At 47.8% G+C, this 17,225-nt stretch carries 17 protein-coding genes; 4 read left to right on the top strand and 13 right to left on the bottom strand.

Annotation, left to right across the window (positions count from 1 at the left end):
- Positions 1-37: 37 nt before the first annotated feature.
- The 4 genes from dgt to ACQY6Q_RS12635 form a co-directional block, all read right to left on the bottom strand.
- Positions 38-1,534, bottom strand: a complete 1,497-nt coding sequence (dgt, locus tag ACQY6Q_RS12650; RefSeq protein ID WP_427981910.1) for a dGTPase — start codon at positions 1,532-1,534, stop codon at positions 38-40.
- Between the two features lie 169 nt (positions 1,535-1,703).
- Entirely contained in the window at positions 1,704-2,453 is a 750-nt protein-coding gene (locus tag ACQY6Q_RS12645; RefSeq protein WP_427981908.1) for a hypothetical protein, read from the bottom strand.
- A gap of 225 nt (positions 2,454-2,678) precedes the next feature.
- Positions 2,679-4,142, bottom strand: a complete 1,464-nt coding sequence (locus ACQY6Q_RS12640) for an SLC13 family permease (protein WP_427981907.1) — start codon at positions 4,140-4,142, stop codon at positions 2,679-2,681.
- A gap of 169 nt (positions 4,143-4,311) precedes the next feature.
- The gene (locus ACQY6Q_RS12635; RefSeq protein ID WP_427981906.1) at positions 4,312-4,911 is read right to left on the bottom strand and encodes a sugar O-acetyltransferase; all 600 of its coding nucleotides are present in this window, start codon (positions 4,909-4,911) and stop codon (positions 4,312-4,314) included.
- Positions 4,912-5,182: 271 nt separating this feature from the next.
- On the opposite strand from ACQY6Q_RS12635, the gene ACQY6Q_RS12630 reads away from it, so the two are divergent.
- The gene (locus ACQY6Q_RS12630; protein WP_427981905.1) at positions 5,183-6,364 is read left to right on the top strand and encodes an EAL and HDOD domain-containing protein; all 1,182 of its coding nucleotides are present in this window, start codon (positions 5,183-5,185) and stop codon (positions 6,362-6,364) included.
- Between the two features lie 19 nt (positions 6,365-6,383).
- Here ACQY6Q_RS12630 and tatC read toward each other — a convergent pair whose 3' ends face one another.
- The 9 genes from tatC to ACQY6Q_RS12585 form a co-directional block, all read right to left on the bottom strand.
- Positions 6,384-7,136 carry a twin-arginine translocase subunit TatC gene (gene tatC, locus ACQY6Q_RS12625; protein ID WP_427981904.1) on the bottom strand — a complete coding sequence of 251 codons (753 nt, stop codon included), beginning with the start codon at positions 7,134-7,136 and terminating at the stop codon, positions 6,384-6,386.
- Positions 7,133-7,441 carry a Sec-independent protein translocase protein TatB gene (tatB, locus tag ACQY6Q_RS12620; RefSeq protein ID WP_427981902.1) on the bottom strand — a complete coding sequence of 103 codons (309 nt, stop codon included), beginning with the start codon at positions 7,439-7,441 and terminating at the stop codon, positions 7,133-7,135. The genes tatC and tatB overlap by 4 nt, the downstream gene beginning before the upstream one ends.
- A 2-nt stretch (positions 7,442-7,443) precedes the next feature.
- Positions 7,444-7,659, bottom strand: coding sequence for a twin-arginine translocase TatA/TatE family subunit (tatA, locus tag ACQY6Q_RS12615; protein ID WP_427981900.1), 216 nt, complete (start codon positions 7,657-7,659; stop codon positions 7,444-7,446).
- Positions 7,660-7,733: 74 nt separating this feature from the next.
- The gene (locus tag ACQY6Q_RS12610) at positions 7,734-9,776 is read right to left on the bottom strand and encodes a PhoX family protein (RefSeq protein WP_427981899.1); all 2,043 of its coding nucleotides are present in this window, start codon (positions 9,774-9,776) and stop codon (positions 7,734-7,736) included.
- A gap of 348 nt (positions 9,777-10,124) precedes the next feature.
- Positions 10,125-11,282 (bottom strand): iron-containing alcohol dehydrogenase, encoded by a 1,158-nt coding sequence (locus ACQY6Q_RS12605; RefSeq protein ID WP_427981897.1) that lies wholly within the window; start codon positions 11,280-11,282, stop codon positions 10,125-10,127.
- A 137-nt stretch (positions 11,283-11,419) separates the two neighbouring features.
- On the bottom strand, positions 11,420-11,725 hold the full coding sequence (locus tag ACQY6Q_RS12600) for a hypothetical protein (RefSeq protein WP_427981895.1): 306 nt from the start codon (positions 11,723-11,725) through the stop codon (positions 11,420-11,422).
- A 210-nt stretch (positions 11,726-11,935) separates the two neighbouring features.
- Positions 11,936-12,313 (bottom strand): diacylglycerol kinase, encoded by a 378-nt coding sequence (locus ACQY6Q_RS12595; protein ID WP_427981894.1) that lies wholly within the window; start codon positions 12,311-12,313, stop codon positions 11,936-11,938.
- Positions 12,314-12,337: 24 nt separating this feature from the next.
- Positions 12,338-13,975, bottom strand: coding sequence for a phosphoethanolamine transferase (locus tag ACQY6Q_RS12590; protein ID WP_427981892.1), 1,638 nt, complete (start codon positions 13,973-13,975; stop codon positions 12,338-12,340).
- Between the two features lie 219 nt (positions 13,976-14,194).
- Positions 14,195-15,280 carry a GGDEF domain-containing protein gene (locus ACQY6Q_RS12585; RefSeq protein WP_427981890.1) on the bottom strand — a complete coding sequence of 362 codons (1,086 nt, stop codon included), beginning with the start codon at positions 15,278-15,280 and terminating at the stop codon, positions 14,195-14,197.
- Positions 15,281-15,655: 375 nt separating this feature from the next.
- On the opposite strand from ACQY6Q_RS12585, the gene ACQY6Q_RS12580 reads away from it, so the two are divergent.
- The 3 genes from ACQY6Q_RS12580 to ACQY6Q_RS12570 form a co-directional block, all read left to right on the top strand.
- Positions 15,656-16,093 (top strand): hypothetical protein, encoded by a 438-nt coding sequence (locus ACQY6Q_RS12580; protein WP_427981888.1) that lies wholly within the window; start codon positions 15,656-15,658, stop codon positions 16,091-16,093.
- A gap of 107 nt (positions 16,094-16,200) precedes the next feature.
- The gene (locus tag ACQY6Q_RS12575) at positions 16,201-16,764 is read left to right on the top strand and encodes a c-type cytochrome (protein WP_427981886.1); all 564 of its coding nucleotides are present in this window, start codon (positions 16,201-16,203) and stop codon (positions 16,762-16,764) included.
- Between the two features lie 22 nt (positions 16,765-16,786).
- Positions 16,787-17,225, top strand: a 439-nt coding sequence (locus ACQY6Q_RS12570; RefSeq protein WP_427981884.1) for a DUF411 domain-containing protein, incomplete at its 3' end; no start/stop codon positions are given.

Here is a 17,225-nt window from a genome sequence, read left to right as displayed (position 1 = left end):
ACTAACAATAAACGGGTGAATGGCTAGGGCTTAGCGATTAAAAATCGCTAATGATATGAAAGGCCCGATACTCGTCGTAGGCGTATTGGTCGGTCATGCCGCTAATATAGTCAATGATCAGCCGCGTTCGATAGTAAAACTCTCGGCAGCCCTCGTCGCCAAAGTATTCGCTCACTGGCGCGGCGTGCATGGCCCGCTTATAAGCCGCTAGGTGTTTATTGGGTAGCTTTTTAAATAAGCGGGTGAGGTAGGCAGGAATGTTCTGTTTAGCTTTGCTGTTATCCACTAAATATTCGAATTGTGCTTGGCTTAGAGCGAGCAAATCTTGGTAGCAGTCCATTAAGCCGGTAATAATTTTATAACCCTGCAGCTCGCGGGCTTCTACCTCTGGATGACAAAAGGCATGTTTTAGCGCCACGCTCTTAAAGGTTTGAACCAGCATGTGGCAGATACTGCCATCCTCAATTAAGGCGCGATTGAAACTGCCTTGGTAGATTTGTTCTAAATGTTCAATAAACTGATCTTTGGCATGCTTGGGTAAGCGCTGATTCACCGCCACGCGCAGATACACAAAAAACATGCTGTTACGCTCTTCTTCGCTTAAATCGACTTTTTGGTTTTGATGAGCAAAATCGAGGATCTTGGCCATGTCTTCAGTGGCAGCTAGGCCGCTTTGTTGTTGTAGTTGCTTAAAGCTGGTGAGCAGCGCTTGTTTGAGCTGGGGAATGCTCAGTACGCCTTTTTCTACCGCATCTTCTAAATCGGCAATGCCGTAAGAGACATCATCGGCGGCTTCCATAATGTAAGAAAACGGTGAGCGGCAATAGGGTGCTAAGTCGAGAGCGTTTTGTAAGTCGCTGATATAACCAGTCTCGCTTAAGTAATAGCCCACTTTCTTTTTGAGATAGTTAAACGGGTCGTCGTTAGTGGGCTTGGCCTCGCTGCCGCAGCGGGTATATTTTAAGATCCCCGAAGCCTGCGAATAACTCAAGTTGAGCTGCAATAAACTATGGATTAAGCGAATTCCCTGAGCGTTACCTTCAAAGTTAACCAAGTCTTGCTGGATCTCGCGGGGGAGGTCCTTGGCTTGAGCTGCGCCACCAGCAGTTTGGCTTGTTTGGTATAAACCATTGAGCTTTTGGCCCAGCCAATCTATTAGCGCTTCTTCACCAAAGTGGCCGAAGGGCGGGTTGCCAATGTCGTGCATTAAACAAGACATTTCCACAATGCTTTCTAGTTGTCGCTCTAGTCCGCGCAGTTGGTAGCGGTCTTCAGCATCGCTTAGCGCTTGGCAGATCAACTGGGAAATATAGCGGCCGACTTGTTGCACCTCTAAAGAATGGGTGAGGCGACTGCGCACTGCGGCATTTCTCTCGAGCGGAAATACTTGGGTTTTCTGTTGTAAGCGGCGCACCGCTGCACTGTTGATGATGCGGCCGCGGTCGCTTTCAAATACGCTTAAGTCGGCAGCGCGCTCTGGCTGGGTTTGATAAGGTCGGGTGGCGCGAATTTTACGAGAGAAGTTTACCGTCATGCTCTACACCATTAGCTCAATAAGTGTATTGATAGTGCGGTAATCGCTAATCGAAATCAATGCTTGTTCTATTGGCTAGTTGCAGCCATAGGCGTTTGATATTCAGCCAATAAAAAGGCGAACCTAAGGTTCGCCTATCAGTGTGTGCTTTAAGAACACTAGATGCTTTTTATTTGGCCTTGCGACGAAAGCCGAATAGCCCAGCCAGTGCTAAGGCAAATAGTGGAATGCTGGTGGTTTCGCTTACGCTTACCGCTACATCTTCGGCGGCTTGTTCAATCAAGCCTGAGTATAAAACGTCGGATTGAGAATAGTTGTAAAAACCAAAGGCACCGTCGGCAAATTCTGCTACGCCAGCTTGAGCGGCGCTTACGCTTAACTCTAAGTTGCCGTTTACCAGCACTTGCAGCAAGGAGCTGGTGTAAACCAAGTCAAAATCGTAGGAAGCAAAGTCAGCCCAACCAGTTGAGCCTAGGGTCGCGCCTCGGGCAATTTCATTAACGCTGCCAGTGTGTCGCCAATAATCTTGGGTACCGGTAACATGGCTTAGGGCTAAACCTCTAGCGGCTTCGCTTTGGGTTCCTTGCTTCCAGTCTACTAGCCAGAAATCGGCGCTGGCACTGTTTAGCTCACCACTTTGGTAGCCTAATACAAAGCCGATGAAGTCGTCATCGGAGCTGGTGCGAACAGAGATGCTGCCAGACATAGCGGCATCTAGGGCGCTAAGGCTAGAATCAAAAAATACTGTAGGAGCACCATTAACTGATTGGCGAACGGCGTCGTTGCCGGTTTGAACCTGCCAGTTGCCTTGCCCTTCTGAGCTCCAGCTTGATAAATCAACCGAGATTGGGGTAGCCATTGCAGTAAATGAACTAAGATGTAAGCCTAACAAAGCCGTAAGGGCTAGCCATTTTTTCATGAAAGGTCCTTTTTGCGTATTGCACTAAGATCATATAAATATAAGAAGCAGGCCTTAGCAAAAAATAAGCCAAAATTTTAATGTTTTGTTTTTTATGGATTTTGTTGTGGAGTGATTAGTCTAAATAGGCCGGTTGTAAAATATGCTGACAGTTATGCTTTGGGCCTGTGTTGGTTCATTTAGGGAGTAAGGGGCGACCTTAACTTAAGGCCGCCGTAGCAGTGTTTAGGGTAAGAGTATTTTGGCGATTAACCAGTAGCTAAAGCCGCTGATAAGAATGGTGCCAACGATATTAAGTACAAAGCCTGCCTTTACCATTTGCGAAATTTTTAATTGGCCAGAGGCGAATACGATGCTGTTGGGCGGGGTGGCCACCGGCATCATAAAGGCGCAACTGGCGGCTAAGGCTGCTGGCACAACGAGTAGCAGAGGGCTACTGCCCATGGATTCGGCAATTGGCCCAAGTAGTGGTAAAAATCCCGCGGCGGTGGCGGTATTGCTGGTGATTTCGGTGAGGAAAATTATCGCTGCGGTCACGATAACAATCACCCAAATCAGTGAAAGCGTTGAAGCCGAACTAAGGCTATGACCAATAAAATCGGCCATACCGGAACTTTTGATTTGCGCCGCCAAACTGAGTCCACCGCCAAATAACATCAATACGCCCCAGGGCAGTTTTTTCGCAGTTTCCCAGTCCATCACCATGATTTGTTCGCGCCAGTTCACCGGGATCACAAACAAAATCACCGCCGCTAGCATGGCAATGCCGGTATCGCTAATGGCAAGGCCTGTCCACTTGGCCAGCAAGGGACGAAATATCCAAGCGAGCGCCGCCAATGCAAATACTAAGGCCACTACTTTCTCGGCATTTTTCATGTTACCCAGCTTATGTAATTGCTGGTGTAACATTTCGCTGGAGTTACCTTCAATATGATTGTTTAGTCGATAATTGATGCGGGTGAGCCAAAACCAAGTAATCACCAGCATAACCACAGACAGCGGCAAGCCCAATAACATCCACTGACCAAAGCCAATGTGAATTTGATAGCTATCGGCAAGGTAGGCGGCCAATAGCGCATTAGGAGGGGTGCCAATTAGCGTTGCTAAACCACCAATACTGGCTGAATAGGCAATGCCTAATAATAAGGCGGCACTAAAATCTGGCTGTGGTTCTTTTTGCGACATCATGGTGATAATTGATAGGCCGATGGGAAGCATCATCACCGCGGTGGCGGTATTACTCATCCACATGCTTAAAAAAGCGGTAATTAACATGAAACCGCCAACTTGATGAGCAGGTTTGGTGCCCACAGCGAGCATGGCTACTAAGGCGATGCGCTTATGCAGTTGCCAGCGTTCCATGGCCAAACTCAAAATAAAGCCTCCCATGAACAGAAAGATCAGCGGATGGGCAAAAGAGGCCGTGGCCATTTTGAGATTGGTTATACCCAGTAGTGGCGACAATACCATCGGCAGGAAGGACGTCACCGGAATAGGCACGGCTTCACTGACCCACCAAATCGCCATCATGGTAGCTAAGCCCATGGTGACCCAAGCAATATGCGGAAGCTGCTCAAAAGGAGAGGGGCTGAGCAGGGTGATAATTAGCACCAAAGGCCCCAGCAGCAAACCCAATAATTTGGCTAAGTGTTGGTGTTTATAGCTGGGGTTAAGCAGGGTCACCGACATAACAAATCCTTATCCTGTAGGAGGCTTATAATTAATTTTCGTTTGCGAAATAATTATAGGTAATCCATACAGTTACTGTGGGTTTTGTTATCAAGTAAATGGCGAATCTTTGATCCAAATAAACAACTAGCTTAGCCGGTGATGTTATCGCCGAGCATAGGCTAGTGGTTTAGCTCGAAGGACAGCTTTTTTGCACTCGACAAGGGTTGCCTACAGCGATGCTATTACTGGGAATATCTTTGGTCACTACGCTGCCTGCGCCGATCACCGCACCATCACCAATGTTCACGCCGGGTAAAATCACACAATTGCCACCTATCCATGCATCGTTGCCAATGTTAATTGGTTCAGCAAAGCCAATGTGTTGGTTGCGGGTGGTGGCATCTAAGGGGTGGTGAGCAGTATAAAGTTGCACATTGGGGCCAATAAATATGTGGTTGCCAATGCTTACTGGCGCGCAATCCAGCAGTGTGAAGTTGAAGTTAATAAATACATGACTGCCGATACGGGTATTAATGCCGTAGTCAATGTGTATGGATTTCTCCATGTGCACGTCTTCGCCAACTTGGCCAAAAATGAGCGCTAGTAGTTCGCGTTGTTGCTCGCGTTCACGGCGGGGCAGTTGATTATACAGCGCGGTTCTATCACGGGTGGTATCTCTAATTTCCACCAACTGTGGGTCATTAATATTATAGCGCTGGCCCGCTCTCATTTTTTCTAAGGCTGATGACATAACAGAATACTCAGGTTGTTGTAGTTTGTTTGGCAAGCTTAGCCTGCTCAGGCTGCGGTTACTATTAGGCCGCTCGTAAGCCGATATTCGTAGTGTTTTTGTTCATCTTTTTAGCTGTTTTGGCTGGATAAGTCCGTTCAGCATAGCTGAGTGTATGTCAAATTGCTTCAGGCTCATTTATTATTGCTTGTTTGCTTCTCTAGCCTTCCTTCAGACCTGCATTTTTAGCTTGAAATGTAAGGTTTATAGTAAATCTAGCGGTATTCTGTAATGATCTCTAGCTTTGAATTAGATGGTAACCCAATTAATGAATTTTTCGTTTGCTAAACAGCCGATTGTTGATGCCGAGAATCAGATCGTTGCTTACGAGTTATTGTTCCGTGGCGCAGACAGCATTCGTAATCAACCCGACCAAGTTGACCGGGCTACCGATCATATTATCAGTGGAAAGTTTATTCTTGGGGTGGTTAGCCGGTTAGCTGGTAAACAACGTTACTTTGTGAACTTTACCGAACAAGATTTACTTGAAGGTAAGGCCAGTTTATTGCCACTCAAAAGTGTGGTGATAGAAATATTAGAGCACTGTCAGCCCACTAAACCTTTGTTAGCGGCCATTAAGGATTTGCGCGACCAAGGTTATACCATTGCTTTTGATGATTTTGAGCTAAGCAGTCCTTGGCTGGAACATGCTCACCTTGCCGACATTATTAAAGTAGATGTGCTGGCCTGCCCTGAGCAAGATATACAAGAGATTGCTAGGCGCTTTAAGGGCTTGAGTGTGCGGCTACTGGCCGAAAAAGTGGAAGACGAGCAACAGTTTCTTCGCTATGTGGAATATGGTTACCATTTGTTTCAAGGCTTTCACTTCTACAAGCCTATTATGACTAGCTTGCGGGTACTTAATCCGCGAAAACTTTATTTATTAGAATTACTTAACTTGGTCAGTCAAAGTGATGCAACGATGGAAGAAGTCAGCGAAAATGTCGCCAAAGATGCAGCATTAATGACAGTGCTGTTACGTAAAGCCAACGACAATAGCCGCATGGTGAGTAAGCCTATTCTTAGTATTAAACATGCGGTGAGCTACATTGGCTTGGCGGAGCTGAAAAAACTGATTCGTATTGTAATTACTGCAGAACTTGCAGTAAATCGCCCTCCTATTTTATACAGCAATGCCATTAAGCGAGCCCAAACCATGGCCTTTATGGCTAAGCAATACCGCTTAAGTAGCGATGCCGAAGTCGCCTACAGTGTGGGTTTATTGTCTTTATTTGATGCCATTCTCGCGGTGGATATGGCTGCTATTTGCCAGCAGCTCAGTTTGCCAGAAGATATCTGCCAAGCCCTGGTCTCAAGAGAGGGGGCTTGGGGGGAAATGTTGCAAGTGATTGACGCAATAGAGCAAGGTGACTGGCGGCAACTGCAAAGTAAGTCGAAGGACTTACATTTCAGTATCAATGACTTACTGGAGCATTACTACGCTTTATAGAGAACGGGGGCTAAACTTCTTAGGCCCCCGCCTCACTTCTCGCCGCTTCGCTAAAGTGGCTGGGTTTGGCCCAATAGCGACTGGCCAGTATGCCCAGTTCAAATAACAGACACATCGGTATCGCCAGTAAGGTTTGCGAGATGATGTCTGGCGGGGTGAGCAACATGCCCAGCACAAAGCTAGCTACCACCACATGCGGTCTCGCCTGACTTAAACTGCTGACTTCGCAGATCCCTAGTTTACATAGTAGAAAGACCACTACGGGGATTTCAAAGGCCAGTCCAAAGGCGCTAAACAAGGCCAACACGAAGTCGAGGTAGCTACTGATGTCGGTGGCCATGGCTACGCCTTGCGGCGTAGTGGCGGTGAAGAAACTAAATGCCGCTGGCAATACCACGCCGTAGGCAAAAGCTACGCCTGAGTAAAACAGTAATGAGCCTGATACTAGCAGCGGCATAAATAGTTTACGCTCTTGGCTTTTTAAGCCCGGCGCGATAAAGCGCCATGCCTGGTAGATAAACATCGGTATTGAGATGGCAAAAGCGCAAAACAGTGTTAGTTTAATCGGGGTGAAAAACGGCGCGGCTACGTCAGTGGCAATCATGCTGCTGCCCTCGGGAAGGAGCTTGAGTAGCGGTGTAGCAAGATAGTGATAAATGTCGTTAGCAAACCATAGTAAGCTGATGAAGCTTAATACTAGCCAGGCCAGCGCCAGTAACAAACGCTTGCGTAGCTCTATGAGGTGTTGCACTAAAGCTTGCTGGCGGCTCATGTTGGCTCCTTAAGCGTTGCATTAGTCGATGAGTCGCTTTGGCTAGGCAGGCTCGCGCTAGTCGTGCTTTTACGCGGCCGAACTTTGGGACTAACCAGCGGCTGTTGCACCTGTTTTATACCTTGATTAAGCTCTTCTAAACCCAACTCAGTTTCTAATTTGCTGCCTAGCTCATTCACCATTTGTTTGGCTCGTCGCCAGCCGGCAAATACGCTACGCAGAGTGTCGGGTAGGCGTTGTGGCCCAATAAACACTAGGCTCACAATGGCAATGAGGCTAAGTTCCCAAAAGCCGATATCAAACACGTTTAGCTACCTTGCTGTTGTTTAAGTTCTGCGTTTGCTGATGCGGGCTGTTTGGCTTGGCTAAGTTGCTCTGGGTCTTTATCTTCAGCCATGGCTTGTTTAAAGCCTTTAATGGTGGTGCCTAGGTCGCCGCCCAATCCGCGTAGGCGCTTGGTGCCAAACAGTAATACTACGATTACCGCGATGATGGCGAGCTGCCAAATGCTAATTCCTGCCATGTTGTTTCCTTAAAATATCAGTAGTTAAAAACCGGCAGGCCATAAGGCCTGCCTAGTTGAGTGAAATGGATAGATTAAACCCCTAATGGGCTGCCATCGTTTTTACGAATGGCTACCAGAGCCGCGCGTGGTCGAATGTTTACCCCAGCAGGAGTGGCTTCGGCAGCGTTGCTGCTGTAGGGCCAGTTACCAGGATGTTGAATCGACACAAACATGGTGGTGTAGTCTGGCGTGATGGTAAAGCCGGTGACTTCACAACCGTTGGGGCCAACGAAGAAACGACGTAATTCGCCTTGGTTATCGGCGTTAATAGTATCCAAGTTACCTTCATCGTCGGTAATGGTTGAAGGCACTACCGCTAACATTTGGTCGTTAGTATAAGAGGTCACTTCGCTGGCGCCGTTGTCGGTTTGGATCCATAAAATACCGCGTTGGTCGAAAGATAGGCCATCGGGGCTAGCAAATTGGTTAAATTCATTCAGGCCAGATAGGTTGGTCTGGGCATCACCATTAGCGTCTGAGCCAAATACGAAAATATCCCAAGTGAATTCGTTCACGCTTTCGCCTTCGTCCCAACGGATCACGTGACCAAACTTGTTGTTTAAGCGTGGGTTGGCCGGGTTGGTGCCGGTGGTTTCATTGCGACGGGTATTGTTGGTAAGGGTTAGGTAAACCGCGCCGGTGATAGGGTCTACCGCACACCATTCTGGGCGGTCCATTGGCGTGGCACCGACTAAATCGGCTGCCCCAGCGGTATTTAGGATGATGTCTTCTAAGCTGTCGAAATGATCGCTTAAGCTGCCACCGTCTTGGGTAGCGCCATCCATGCTAAGGGGTAGCCAGCTACCAACGCCGTCGGCGTCAAACTTCGCCACATACAGGGTTCCTTCATCCATGTATTTGTCACCCATGGCTAGGCGGTCGCTCGCGTTAGCATCGGCAGGATCCCATGCCGATGCTGAAACAAACTTATACATGTACTCGAAGCGCGAATCGTGCCCAGAGTAAAAGCTAATCGGTTGGCCTGCTTTTAGCTTACCAAAGGTACAGCCTTCGTGGCGGAAGCGACCTAAAGCGGTACGTTTTACTGCACGTGAGTTAGCGGTGTAAGGGTCAATTTCTACAATGAAACCGTGGCCGTTAGCTTCGTTGCGGTAGTCATCCATGGCGCTGCTGCCACTTGGGGTGACGTTAAAACGAGAGAATTCATCCACTCGCTCTTCGGCATTACCCGCAAGGGTTTCCCAGCCATAACGACCGGTGCCAGAAGTGCTGATACCAATGCGCTCTTGGTCGGCAGTAGTGGTGCCGGTATTGATGAAGTAGCCCGGCCAGTTTTCTTCACAAGTGAGGTACGTTCCCCAAGGCGTATAACCATTACCACAGTTGTTTAAGGTGCCACGCGCTTGGCTGCCATCGGGTGAAAACGGCGTAGCCAACTTATCTGAGTAAGCCAGTGGGCCAGAAATATCCATGGTAGTCGCGCCGGTGTAACGGCGGTTTAGTGGGTCATTATCCACTACCTTCCATTGGCCGTTGTCTTGCAGTTGAATACGCACTACTGCCACGCCGTGGGCGTTAATTTCTTTGCGTACTTGATCAACACTGCTACGTATACCGTTAGCATCGGCATCGCTGCCATTGGGGTGGAGCGCATTTTGGTCGATGTATTCGTGGTTTACACATAGTAGGCCGTCGCTACCCGCGTCATTCAAGGGGAAGAAGTGCAAACCGTCGTGGTGCATGCCCATGGCATTTTCTTGATCAACTGCATTATTGCTGCCGTCTGCTTGCCAAGCCGAGGCTTGGTCAGTAAGCGGTTGGCCCCAAGGTGCAAGCACTTGTGCGCTGTAGCCCTCTGGCACACTTACCGCGTCGATTTTAGAACCAGCAATTGAGTTAAAGCCTAACTTGGCCTTAGACACTGTGGGGGCAGGCGTATCGCTGCTGCTGGAGTTACAACCAGCTAACCCAAAGGCGCCAAAAGTGGCCATTGCCCCTAAACCCAGACCACCCTTTAATACGCTACGACGCGCTAAGTGGGCTTCTAATACTTGGTCAAAATCTGGATTGTCACTTTTGTTAAAGCGAGTGGGGTTAAATATTTCCTTGCTCATTTCTCTCTCCTGAGTCGTTGTTTTCCGCTGGTTTAATCCATACGAGTGCGGAGTAACATAGAAAAGAAATGTGACAAAAGTTTTACCGAAATGAGAAATAAATTGTTTCAGCTGTATTTTAAATGTTAACTGAGTGTTTTGATTTTAGTGGTATCACTTACTTGTGCTAACAAGTTTGCGCTAGAGGCTTATTTTTTAGCGTTGTTCGCTGGGTAAACCTGGTTTGGCAGCTGATGCTCGTCGTTTGGCGGTTTAACTAAGGATGCTTACAAAATTTGTTGAAAGGCTGTGAGTAACTTCGCTGTTACAGCAATCAAGTGCGGCCCCAAATAAGGGGCCGGGCTGATATTACAGGGCTAGCTCTAAGATTTTTCGCACATCTTCTGGGCTTATATCTTTATGCTCGCCTAGGGCAGTCATGCCATGCTCAGTTAGTTTGTCGATTACCGCTTCAATGTGGCTTTGGTTCAAGTTGTAGTCAGATAACTTGCTGGCTACGCCCATGGCGTTAAAAAACTGCTCGGTAAGTGCGATGGCTTGTTCTACGCATTGCTGCTCGTTAGCATCATCGAGTTGCCAAACGCGTTTAGCGTATTGCAGCAGTTTGGCGTGTTTTTGTTGCTGCTTGTAGCGCCACATGGCGGGTAATACGATGGCCAGAGTTTGGGCATGATCAAGGCCGTATAGTGCGGTGAGCTCGTGGCCGATGGCATGGGTGGCCCAGTCGGTGGGCACGCCATTTTTCACTGTACCATTAAGCGCCATAGTAGCGGCCCACATTAGATTGGCACGCACTTCATAGTTATGCGGTTGCTGCAGCGCCAGCGGCCCTTCTTCAATAATGGTCAGCAATAAGCCTTCGGCGAAGCGGTCAGTCACTTTGGCGTTTACCGGATAAGTAAGGTACTGCTCTAATACGTGAATAAAGCTGTCGACCACGCCGTTGGCAATTTGCTTGGCCGGTAGTGAGTAGGTGACTTCGGGATCGAGAATGGAGAAGCGTGGGCGCACTAAATCAGAGCCAAAAGACAATTTGTCTTGGGTGGCCGCTCGGGTGATCACGCCGTTCTTATTCATTTCTGAGCCGGTGGCCGGCAGAGTGAGTACACAGCCCAAGGGCAGGGCTTGTTCAATGCAGGCTCCGCCAGTTTCCATGATTTGCCAAGCATCGCCCAAATAACAGGCCGCCGCGGCGATGAATTTGCAGCCATCAATCACCGAGCCGCCACCAATGGCGAGGATCAACTCAACCTCTTTTTGTTTCGCCAGCTCAGCTGCTTGGATCAAGGTTTCAAAATGCGGGTTGGGCTCGATGCCGGAAAACTCAAATACTTGCTGTTGGCTCAGTGCATTCATCACTTGTTGGTAAACGCCATTACCTTTGATGCTGCCGCCGCCATAAACGATAAGTATGCGACTATAGTTGGCTAACTCATCTTTAAGGCTGGCGATTTGGCCTTTACCAAAATGGATGGTGGTGGGATTAAAATAGCTAAAATTGTTCATCTTACTTCCTGATGTTCGCTTATATGCTCATCTTGGCGAGCATGGTCAAGCCTCGAAGGGGACTAAGTCAAGACTTGTGGGTTTTTAAATAAAAAGCTCAAAAAGCTCTGAGCAACTGGTCGTTTTATGCTGCTGGCTTAAGGGTAACTAACATTGATTTCTAGATAATAGGGCCAGCGCATTAGCATGGTATCGTTCCATTTTACAATGGATTCGAGGAAGATGACTTCACCACAAAATTGAGTCTGTCGCTGGCTTAATAGCTGTTGCCAAATGGCTTGTAAATCGGCATGAGCACAGTCAAATTCGGTGGCAATGGTGAGCTGCAGGTAGTTCTTCCAGGCTAGCCCGCTACCACTATAACTGGCCAGCTGCTGGTTCTTCGAACCACGGTACAGGGTCAAATTGAATTGACGCAGTGTTTGTTTGTACCATTTGCTCATAATAGCCCCCTGTAGAACCGCTAAGCCAATAACATGGCTTTAGCTTGGTTATAAGGCTAGCTTAACTGAAGCTTTTGGTCTGCGAGCTAGGCCAAGTAAGGCTTGGTTCAGTCAATAAAAGAGGGCGCTTGTGTCACAACAAACCAGCATAGAAGGGCCTGTGGTGAATGGCATGTGAGACTACCCGCTAAGCGAGCTAGCCCAAGCACTTTATTTGTTTAGCCAGAGTATGGTGCCCCAAACGGCCACTGAACATAACATGCTAAGTAGCACGGTAGCCGAACCGATGTTTTTAGCTACTCGTGACAGTGCGTGGTATTCCAAGCCCACTCTGTCGACCACTGCCTCGATGGCGGTATTCACCATTTCAGCAAACAACACAAATACCATACTCAGCATAATTAACAGGGTATGCATCGCCGGTAGTTCAAGCCAAAAGGCGATGATACTTAAGGGAAAGAACAATAACAGCTCTTGCTGAAAGGCGGTTTCGTTTTGGCATAGCCAACGTAAACCGTTAAAACTATGCACGAAGGTATAGGCGATGCGTTGCAGGCCGTTACGTTTAATGATCACTTGGGGTTGCATAGGTTTGATACTCCTTCGCTGAACTTAGGCGGCGTGTTGACAGGCTTGGCTAATATCTAATTGCGGCTGGTAGCTACGGCTATTAACGCCGTATAAGCCCAGTAAGCTATGGAACAGGTTGTCATGAGATAACTGACTGGTTTGGGCCTGTTGTTTTAAACAACTGAGCTTGAGATGTTTCTGCTGCGCGTATTGCTCTGGGATCCACAGTAACCAAGGCACTTGAGTTTGCTCTTTTGGCGCAATGGCGTAGGGAGTGCCATGTAAGTACAGGCCTTTCTCGCCCAAAGACTCACCGTGGTCGGAAATGTAGCTAAGCATCACGTTATAACGCTCGCTCACCGCTTCTAACTGCTTAATCACTTGGGCCAGTACGTAGTCGGTATATACTAGGGTATTGTCGTACACATTAACGATTTGTTGGTCGCTACAGTTTTCAATGTCACTGCGGTTACAGGCCGGTTGAAACGGCGCTTGGGCGTCGGGATAGCGTTGCCAATAGGTTGGGCCGTGGCTGCCTATGGTGTGCAATACCAATAACTTGTTGTGTTGATCTTTGGCAATAAACTGGCGAGCCTGCTCTAACATGGCAATATCGAAGCAGGTTGAGCCATTACAGTCTTGGTTTTTCAGTGAGGCGTCAATCTGCTGGTAGCTAAGCTTTTGTGCAACACCTTTGTCGCCGCCATCGTTATCTATCCACATCACATCTACGCCAGCATGTTGCAGTACATTCAGTACGTTGTCTTGGCTTTGGGCTTGGGCCTTATTGTAGCTAGCGCGCGTCATGTTAGAGAACATGCAAGGTACCGACAGGGCGGTATAAGTGCCACACGAGGAGACGTGCTGCATGGCAATTAAGCCCATATCTTGGGTGTAGGGGTTGGTATTACGCTGATAACCGTTATGAGCAAAGTTCATCGCTCGCGCTGTTTCGCCAAGTACCAGCACCATTAAGGTGGGTTTGCCATTGTTGGCAGCGGTAAGCGTGGCGTCTTCCCCCAGTGTTTGATAGGGCCGAGGCGTATTAAAGTAAGTATCGTTAAGGTAATTAACTGCACTGTAGATGTGAGCAGGAATGATAATTTTGTTGAGATAGTGGTTGTTACGTCCTACCGAGGCGTAGTCTTTGTAGCTGGTGGCCGCAATGGCGGCTATGCCTGCAACGGCCACCAATAGTAAGGCCGTGCGCGCTAGCAAGGCGCGCCACCAATTGGCATGGGGCACGATGCGAACCATGCCCAGTAATACACAGGGAAGCAGGCCGAAACCAAGGAAATACAATAGCGCCGAACCGTTAAAATAAAATGCCACTTCCGCTGGATTGGTTTCAAAGATGCTTTCCATCATGCTGCTATCAAAAATGGTTTGAAAGTTAACTTGAGCGTAAAGTGCCAGTGATGAGCTAAGTATTACCAGTGCCATAAAGGGTTTAAAAAAGTATGGCCAAGCAAATACCGAAAAAATCACAGTGAAGGCGCAAAGTAATAATACTGGAGCGGTGTAGGGGAAGATCGGGTTAGAAACGTCGGCACTGAGGTCAAAGATGGTTTGCAGTACTGGATAATTCATCACGGTGGCAAAATATAAGGCGCAACAGAAGATCAACCCGCTCATATGCATGGGAATGCGCGGTAGAGTAAAAGTGGTAGATTGGGACACGTCACTGGGCTCTGGTTATTAAACACGGAGCCTATAGTGCAAAGAAAAACTTAAGATTGGCTTAAGAAAGCCAGAACAAGCGCGTTTATTGCTCAAGGTGGGTAGACAGTATCGGCTGAAACCTTAGTAAACTTGTGCCGTGGCTTGGCTTAATTCAATTCACCTAAGTCATATTGTGCGACGACTGTCTTATGTGAAAAGAGTGGCCAGAGCTTTTGCTTAGTTTAGGCTTTGCACGCGGTTGCGCCCTTGGTCTTTAGCCATATACAGCGCTTTGTCGGCGCGAGTAATCAGGGTTTCAAAGCTCTCGTTTGGTGCGTATTGGCAAACACCGATACTGGCGGTTTTTACGCCTACCGTTTCAAATTCCGTTTCACTGATCTTGATTCGTAAGTGTTCCGCAAACTGTTCAGCTTGGTGCAATGTATAGTGGGGCAGTAATATGCAAAATTCCTCTCCGCCAAAGCGTCCTACGTGACCAAGCTTATGCACTTGTTGTTTAAGCAGTTGCGAAAATTGCACCAGAACTTTGTCTCCAACAATATGACCAAATTGATCGTTCACCGGTTTAAAATGATCAATGTCTAACATGAGGATCGAATAGCCCGCTTTGTTGCTGGCTTCGTTCAGCGTTTGACTAAAGAGTTGTAATAGTTTTTCTCGGTTCCACAAACCGGTAAGGCCATCAACACTGGCTGAGTGGGCTAGCTCTAGTTGTTGTTGATAAAGCGAGCGCATCATTCGTTCTAGTACGATTGAGCTGACTACGCCAAACACACATGCAGAGAGAATCCACAGATAGTGTAAGTAGAGTTTGGGGTCGTTTGCGCCGTGCAAATAACTCATTACCAAGGTGCCCGATAAGGAACAACACACGGCGAATAGGGCATATCTAAACGTCAGCCCCGACATGGTAAAAGTCCAAATAATATTTAGGTAAATCTCTGGACTAAAGTGAGAAAAAGAGCTCGATCCGACGTTAAGGTAGAGATTGGCCCATACCGCACTGACCGGGGCAAACACCAGCAGTAGTCGCATTTGTTTGAAGTATTGGGGGTAGAAACTGAGCCGATAAATTAACAGTAAAGAGAGTGGGATGATGACTACATGGAATAATAGGCGCTGATTGGCATAAGGTAAGTCAATTAAGGTCTCAAAGTAGCCGTAGAGCAAATAGAGTAAGGCGGTGAAAAACACCATGTAGCGCAATTGGGGGAGACGAGACTGTAACGACCATTGTTCAAACTCTTTGTTTGAGTCCGCTAACACAGGCTTTGCGTTATACATGCTTGTTGCCGATGTCACTCATTTCTCCCTAAATGCAAACTCAACAAATTACCCAAGCTTAATCAAAAAAAGCAACTTTACTTTGATACGCGGTGAAAGCCCAGTCAGTTTTATCATTATTTGTAATTTATTTGTTTGGTTTTTGAGCGCAAGTGCTGGTTTTTTAAGCTTTAGCTCTTCCTCGTGTTTGGCCTAACATGGCTTAGTGACGCTGCGGTATGCTTATCCAGCACAAGGGCGTTGAAACCGACCTTCAGTCGCAAAATTGATCTGGCGCTAAATGATAGTAATAAGCGTTTGCTAATTTTGGTCTGTGCAATAGAATGAACCAAGTTAATGGTGAGTTGCTTTAGCTAAGCAGCGTGGTTTACTTAGGCAGTGTTAAGGTTTGTGATGCAAAACAAGATGCACACAATTTGGGGAATCAGTCTGATGTTAGTAGTGATGCTAGTGCCTAGCTTATCTGCGACTGCCTCGCTTATGCCTTTGCAAATGCTGAGTAACAACAGCGTGGGCCATCATCAAGCTGCTAGCGATTGTATTAGCGAGCCACAGTTCGCCTCGTTGCAGCCGAATGATAAAGCCATGGCTCATCAAGTGCTCAGTGTTAGTGCTGATTGTCTTGTTGGGCAAGCTCCTGTTAGTGAGCAAGACTGTTGCGCGGCGGCTCAGGTATCTTGTAGCGCTTCTTGCGCCGTGCATTCGGCGGTGCTTATTCCGCAGATTTATACGCAAATTCAACCCTTAGAACATATTCTATTTATTCGTAAAGAGACCCGCGTTCAGGCCAGTTCCATGGCCCGTTCGGTATACCGCCCTCCCATCGTTTAGCCTCTAGGCTGGTATTTGATTACCCTCAATACGGCCGTATTCCTTGGTAAACAACTAGGTAATGGCCTAGTGATGAGTCATCGTTTTTATTTTAAGGAACATCCTTAATGCTTAATGTTAAAAGCCTGAGGGTACTGCTGGCTTTGTGTTTGGGCTTATTGGGCTTCAATAGTGCAGCGCAGCAGTCTGACGCTGCTAGCAGCGGCGAGCAGATTTACCAAACCGCCGGCGGGTACGGCTGCAAGGCTTGTCATGGCGAGTTTGCTAATGGTGGCGGCAACGTCGGTGGCAACATTCGAGGCGCTAACTTGCAGCAACTGCAACAGGCGCTAAGCAATGAACCCACCATGCAGCTGCTCAAGGACAACTTGAGCGAGCAAGATCAGCTGCAACTTATCGCCTATCTACAGCAGCTGGGCTCGTATCAGTTACTTGAATGGACGCTGGGCGAGCAGGACTCGCATCAAAAGCAGACTATAGAGGCTAAAAGCGCTCAACTGGTGGTCACTAACCGCAGTTTTAATAGCGCAGAACTATCACTTGAAGGATTGGGACAGGGGCAAAGCTTAGTGCTTGATCCTTATGCAAGTAAAGCCGTGTTATGGCTGCCCAAACCGGGACAGTACCAGCTTCAGTATCAACAACAAATTTTCGATATAGAAGTTAGATAAGCGTCTAACTGGAGGCAAGGAAATGAATAAATTAGTTAAAACGCTGCTATTTTCGGTAGCTATGTTTAGTTTAAATGCCATCGCTAAGCCCGCGGTGGAACTGTATAAATCCCCTTCTTGTGGCTGCTGTGGGGAGTGGGCAGCAATTATGGAGCAGCAGGGCTATCAGGTAAATGTGCATCTGCAAAATGATTGGAGCCCCATTAAAGCTTCCTTTGCCATGCCGCCACAACTGGCTTCTTGCCATACCGCGGTGATCGACGGCTACATGATTGAAGGCCATGTTCCGGCGGCAGATATTGAACGTTTGCTCAGCGAGCGTCCTAAAGATGTTTCAGGTATCGCCGCACCGGGTATGCCGCGTTTTTCGCCGGGCATGGCCAGAAAGGGTGAGGCTTACCGCGACTTCAATGTGGTGGCCTTTGATAAGCAAGGCAAAATCAGTTTGTATCAAGGCTATT

It is taken from the genome of Agarivorans sp. (assembly GCF_050295395.1).
Taxonomy (GTDB): domain Bacteria; phylum Pseudomonadota; class Gammaproteobacteria; order Enterobacterales; family Celerinatantimonadaceae; genus Agarivorans.
Note: the sequence above shows the minus strand (reverse complement) of the source record. Positions and strands in the feature narration are given on the sequence as shown.

Excerpts from the sequence above, each read along its gene's own strand:
- dgt (WP_427981910.1), bottom strand. The coding sequence starts at position 1,534 with ATGACGGTAAACTTCTCTCGTAAAATTCGCGCCACCCGACCTTATCAA.
- ACQY6Q_RS12645 (WP_427981908.1), bottom strand. The coding sequence starts at position 2,453 with ATGAAAAAATGGCTAGCCCTTACGGCTTTGTTAGGCTTACATCTTAGT.
- ACQY6Q_RS12640 (WP_427981907.1), bottom strand. The coding sequence starts at position 4,142 with ATGTCGGTGACCCTGCTTAACCCCAGCTATAAACACCAACACTTAGCC.
- ACQY6Q_RS12630 (WP_427981905.1), top strand. The coding sequence starts at position 5,183 with ATGAATTTTTCGTTTGCTAAACAGCCGATTGTTGATGCCGAGAATCAG.
- tatC (WP_427981904.1), bottom strand. The coding sequence starts at position 7,136 with ATGAGCCGCCAGCAAGCTTTAGTGCAACACCTCATAGAGCTACGCAAG.
- tatA (WP_427981900.1), bottom strand. The coding sequence starts at position 7,659 with ATGGCAGGAATTAGCATTTGGCAGCTCGCCATCATCGCGGTAATCGTA.
- ACQY6Q_RS12610 (WP_427981899.1), bottom strand. The coding sequence starts at position 9,776 with ATGAGCAAGGAAATATTTAACCCCACTCGCTTTAACAAAAGTGACAAT.
- ACQY6Q_RS12605 (WP_427981897.1), bottom strand. The coding sequence starts at position 11,282 with ATGAACAATTTTAGCTATTTTAATCCCACCACCATCCATTTTGGTAAA.
- ACQY6Q_RS12600 (WP_427981895.1), bottom strand. The coding sequence starts at position 11,725 with ATGAGCAAATGGTACAAACAAACACTGCGTCAATTCAATTTGACCCTG.
- ACQY6Q_RS12595 (WP_427981894.1), bottom strand. The coding sequence starts at position 12,313 with ATGCAACCCCAAGTGATCATTAAACGTAACGGCCTGCAACGCATCGCC.
- ACQY6Q_RS12580 (WP_427981888.1), top strand. The coding sequence starts at position 15,656 with ATGCAAAACAAGATGCACACAATTTGGGGAATCAGTCTGATGTTAGTA.
- ACQY6Q_RS12575 (WP_427981886.1), top strand. The coding sequence starts at position 16,201 with ATGCTTAATGTTAAAAGCCTGAGGGTACTGCTGGCTTTGTGTTTGGGC.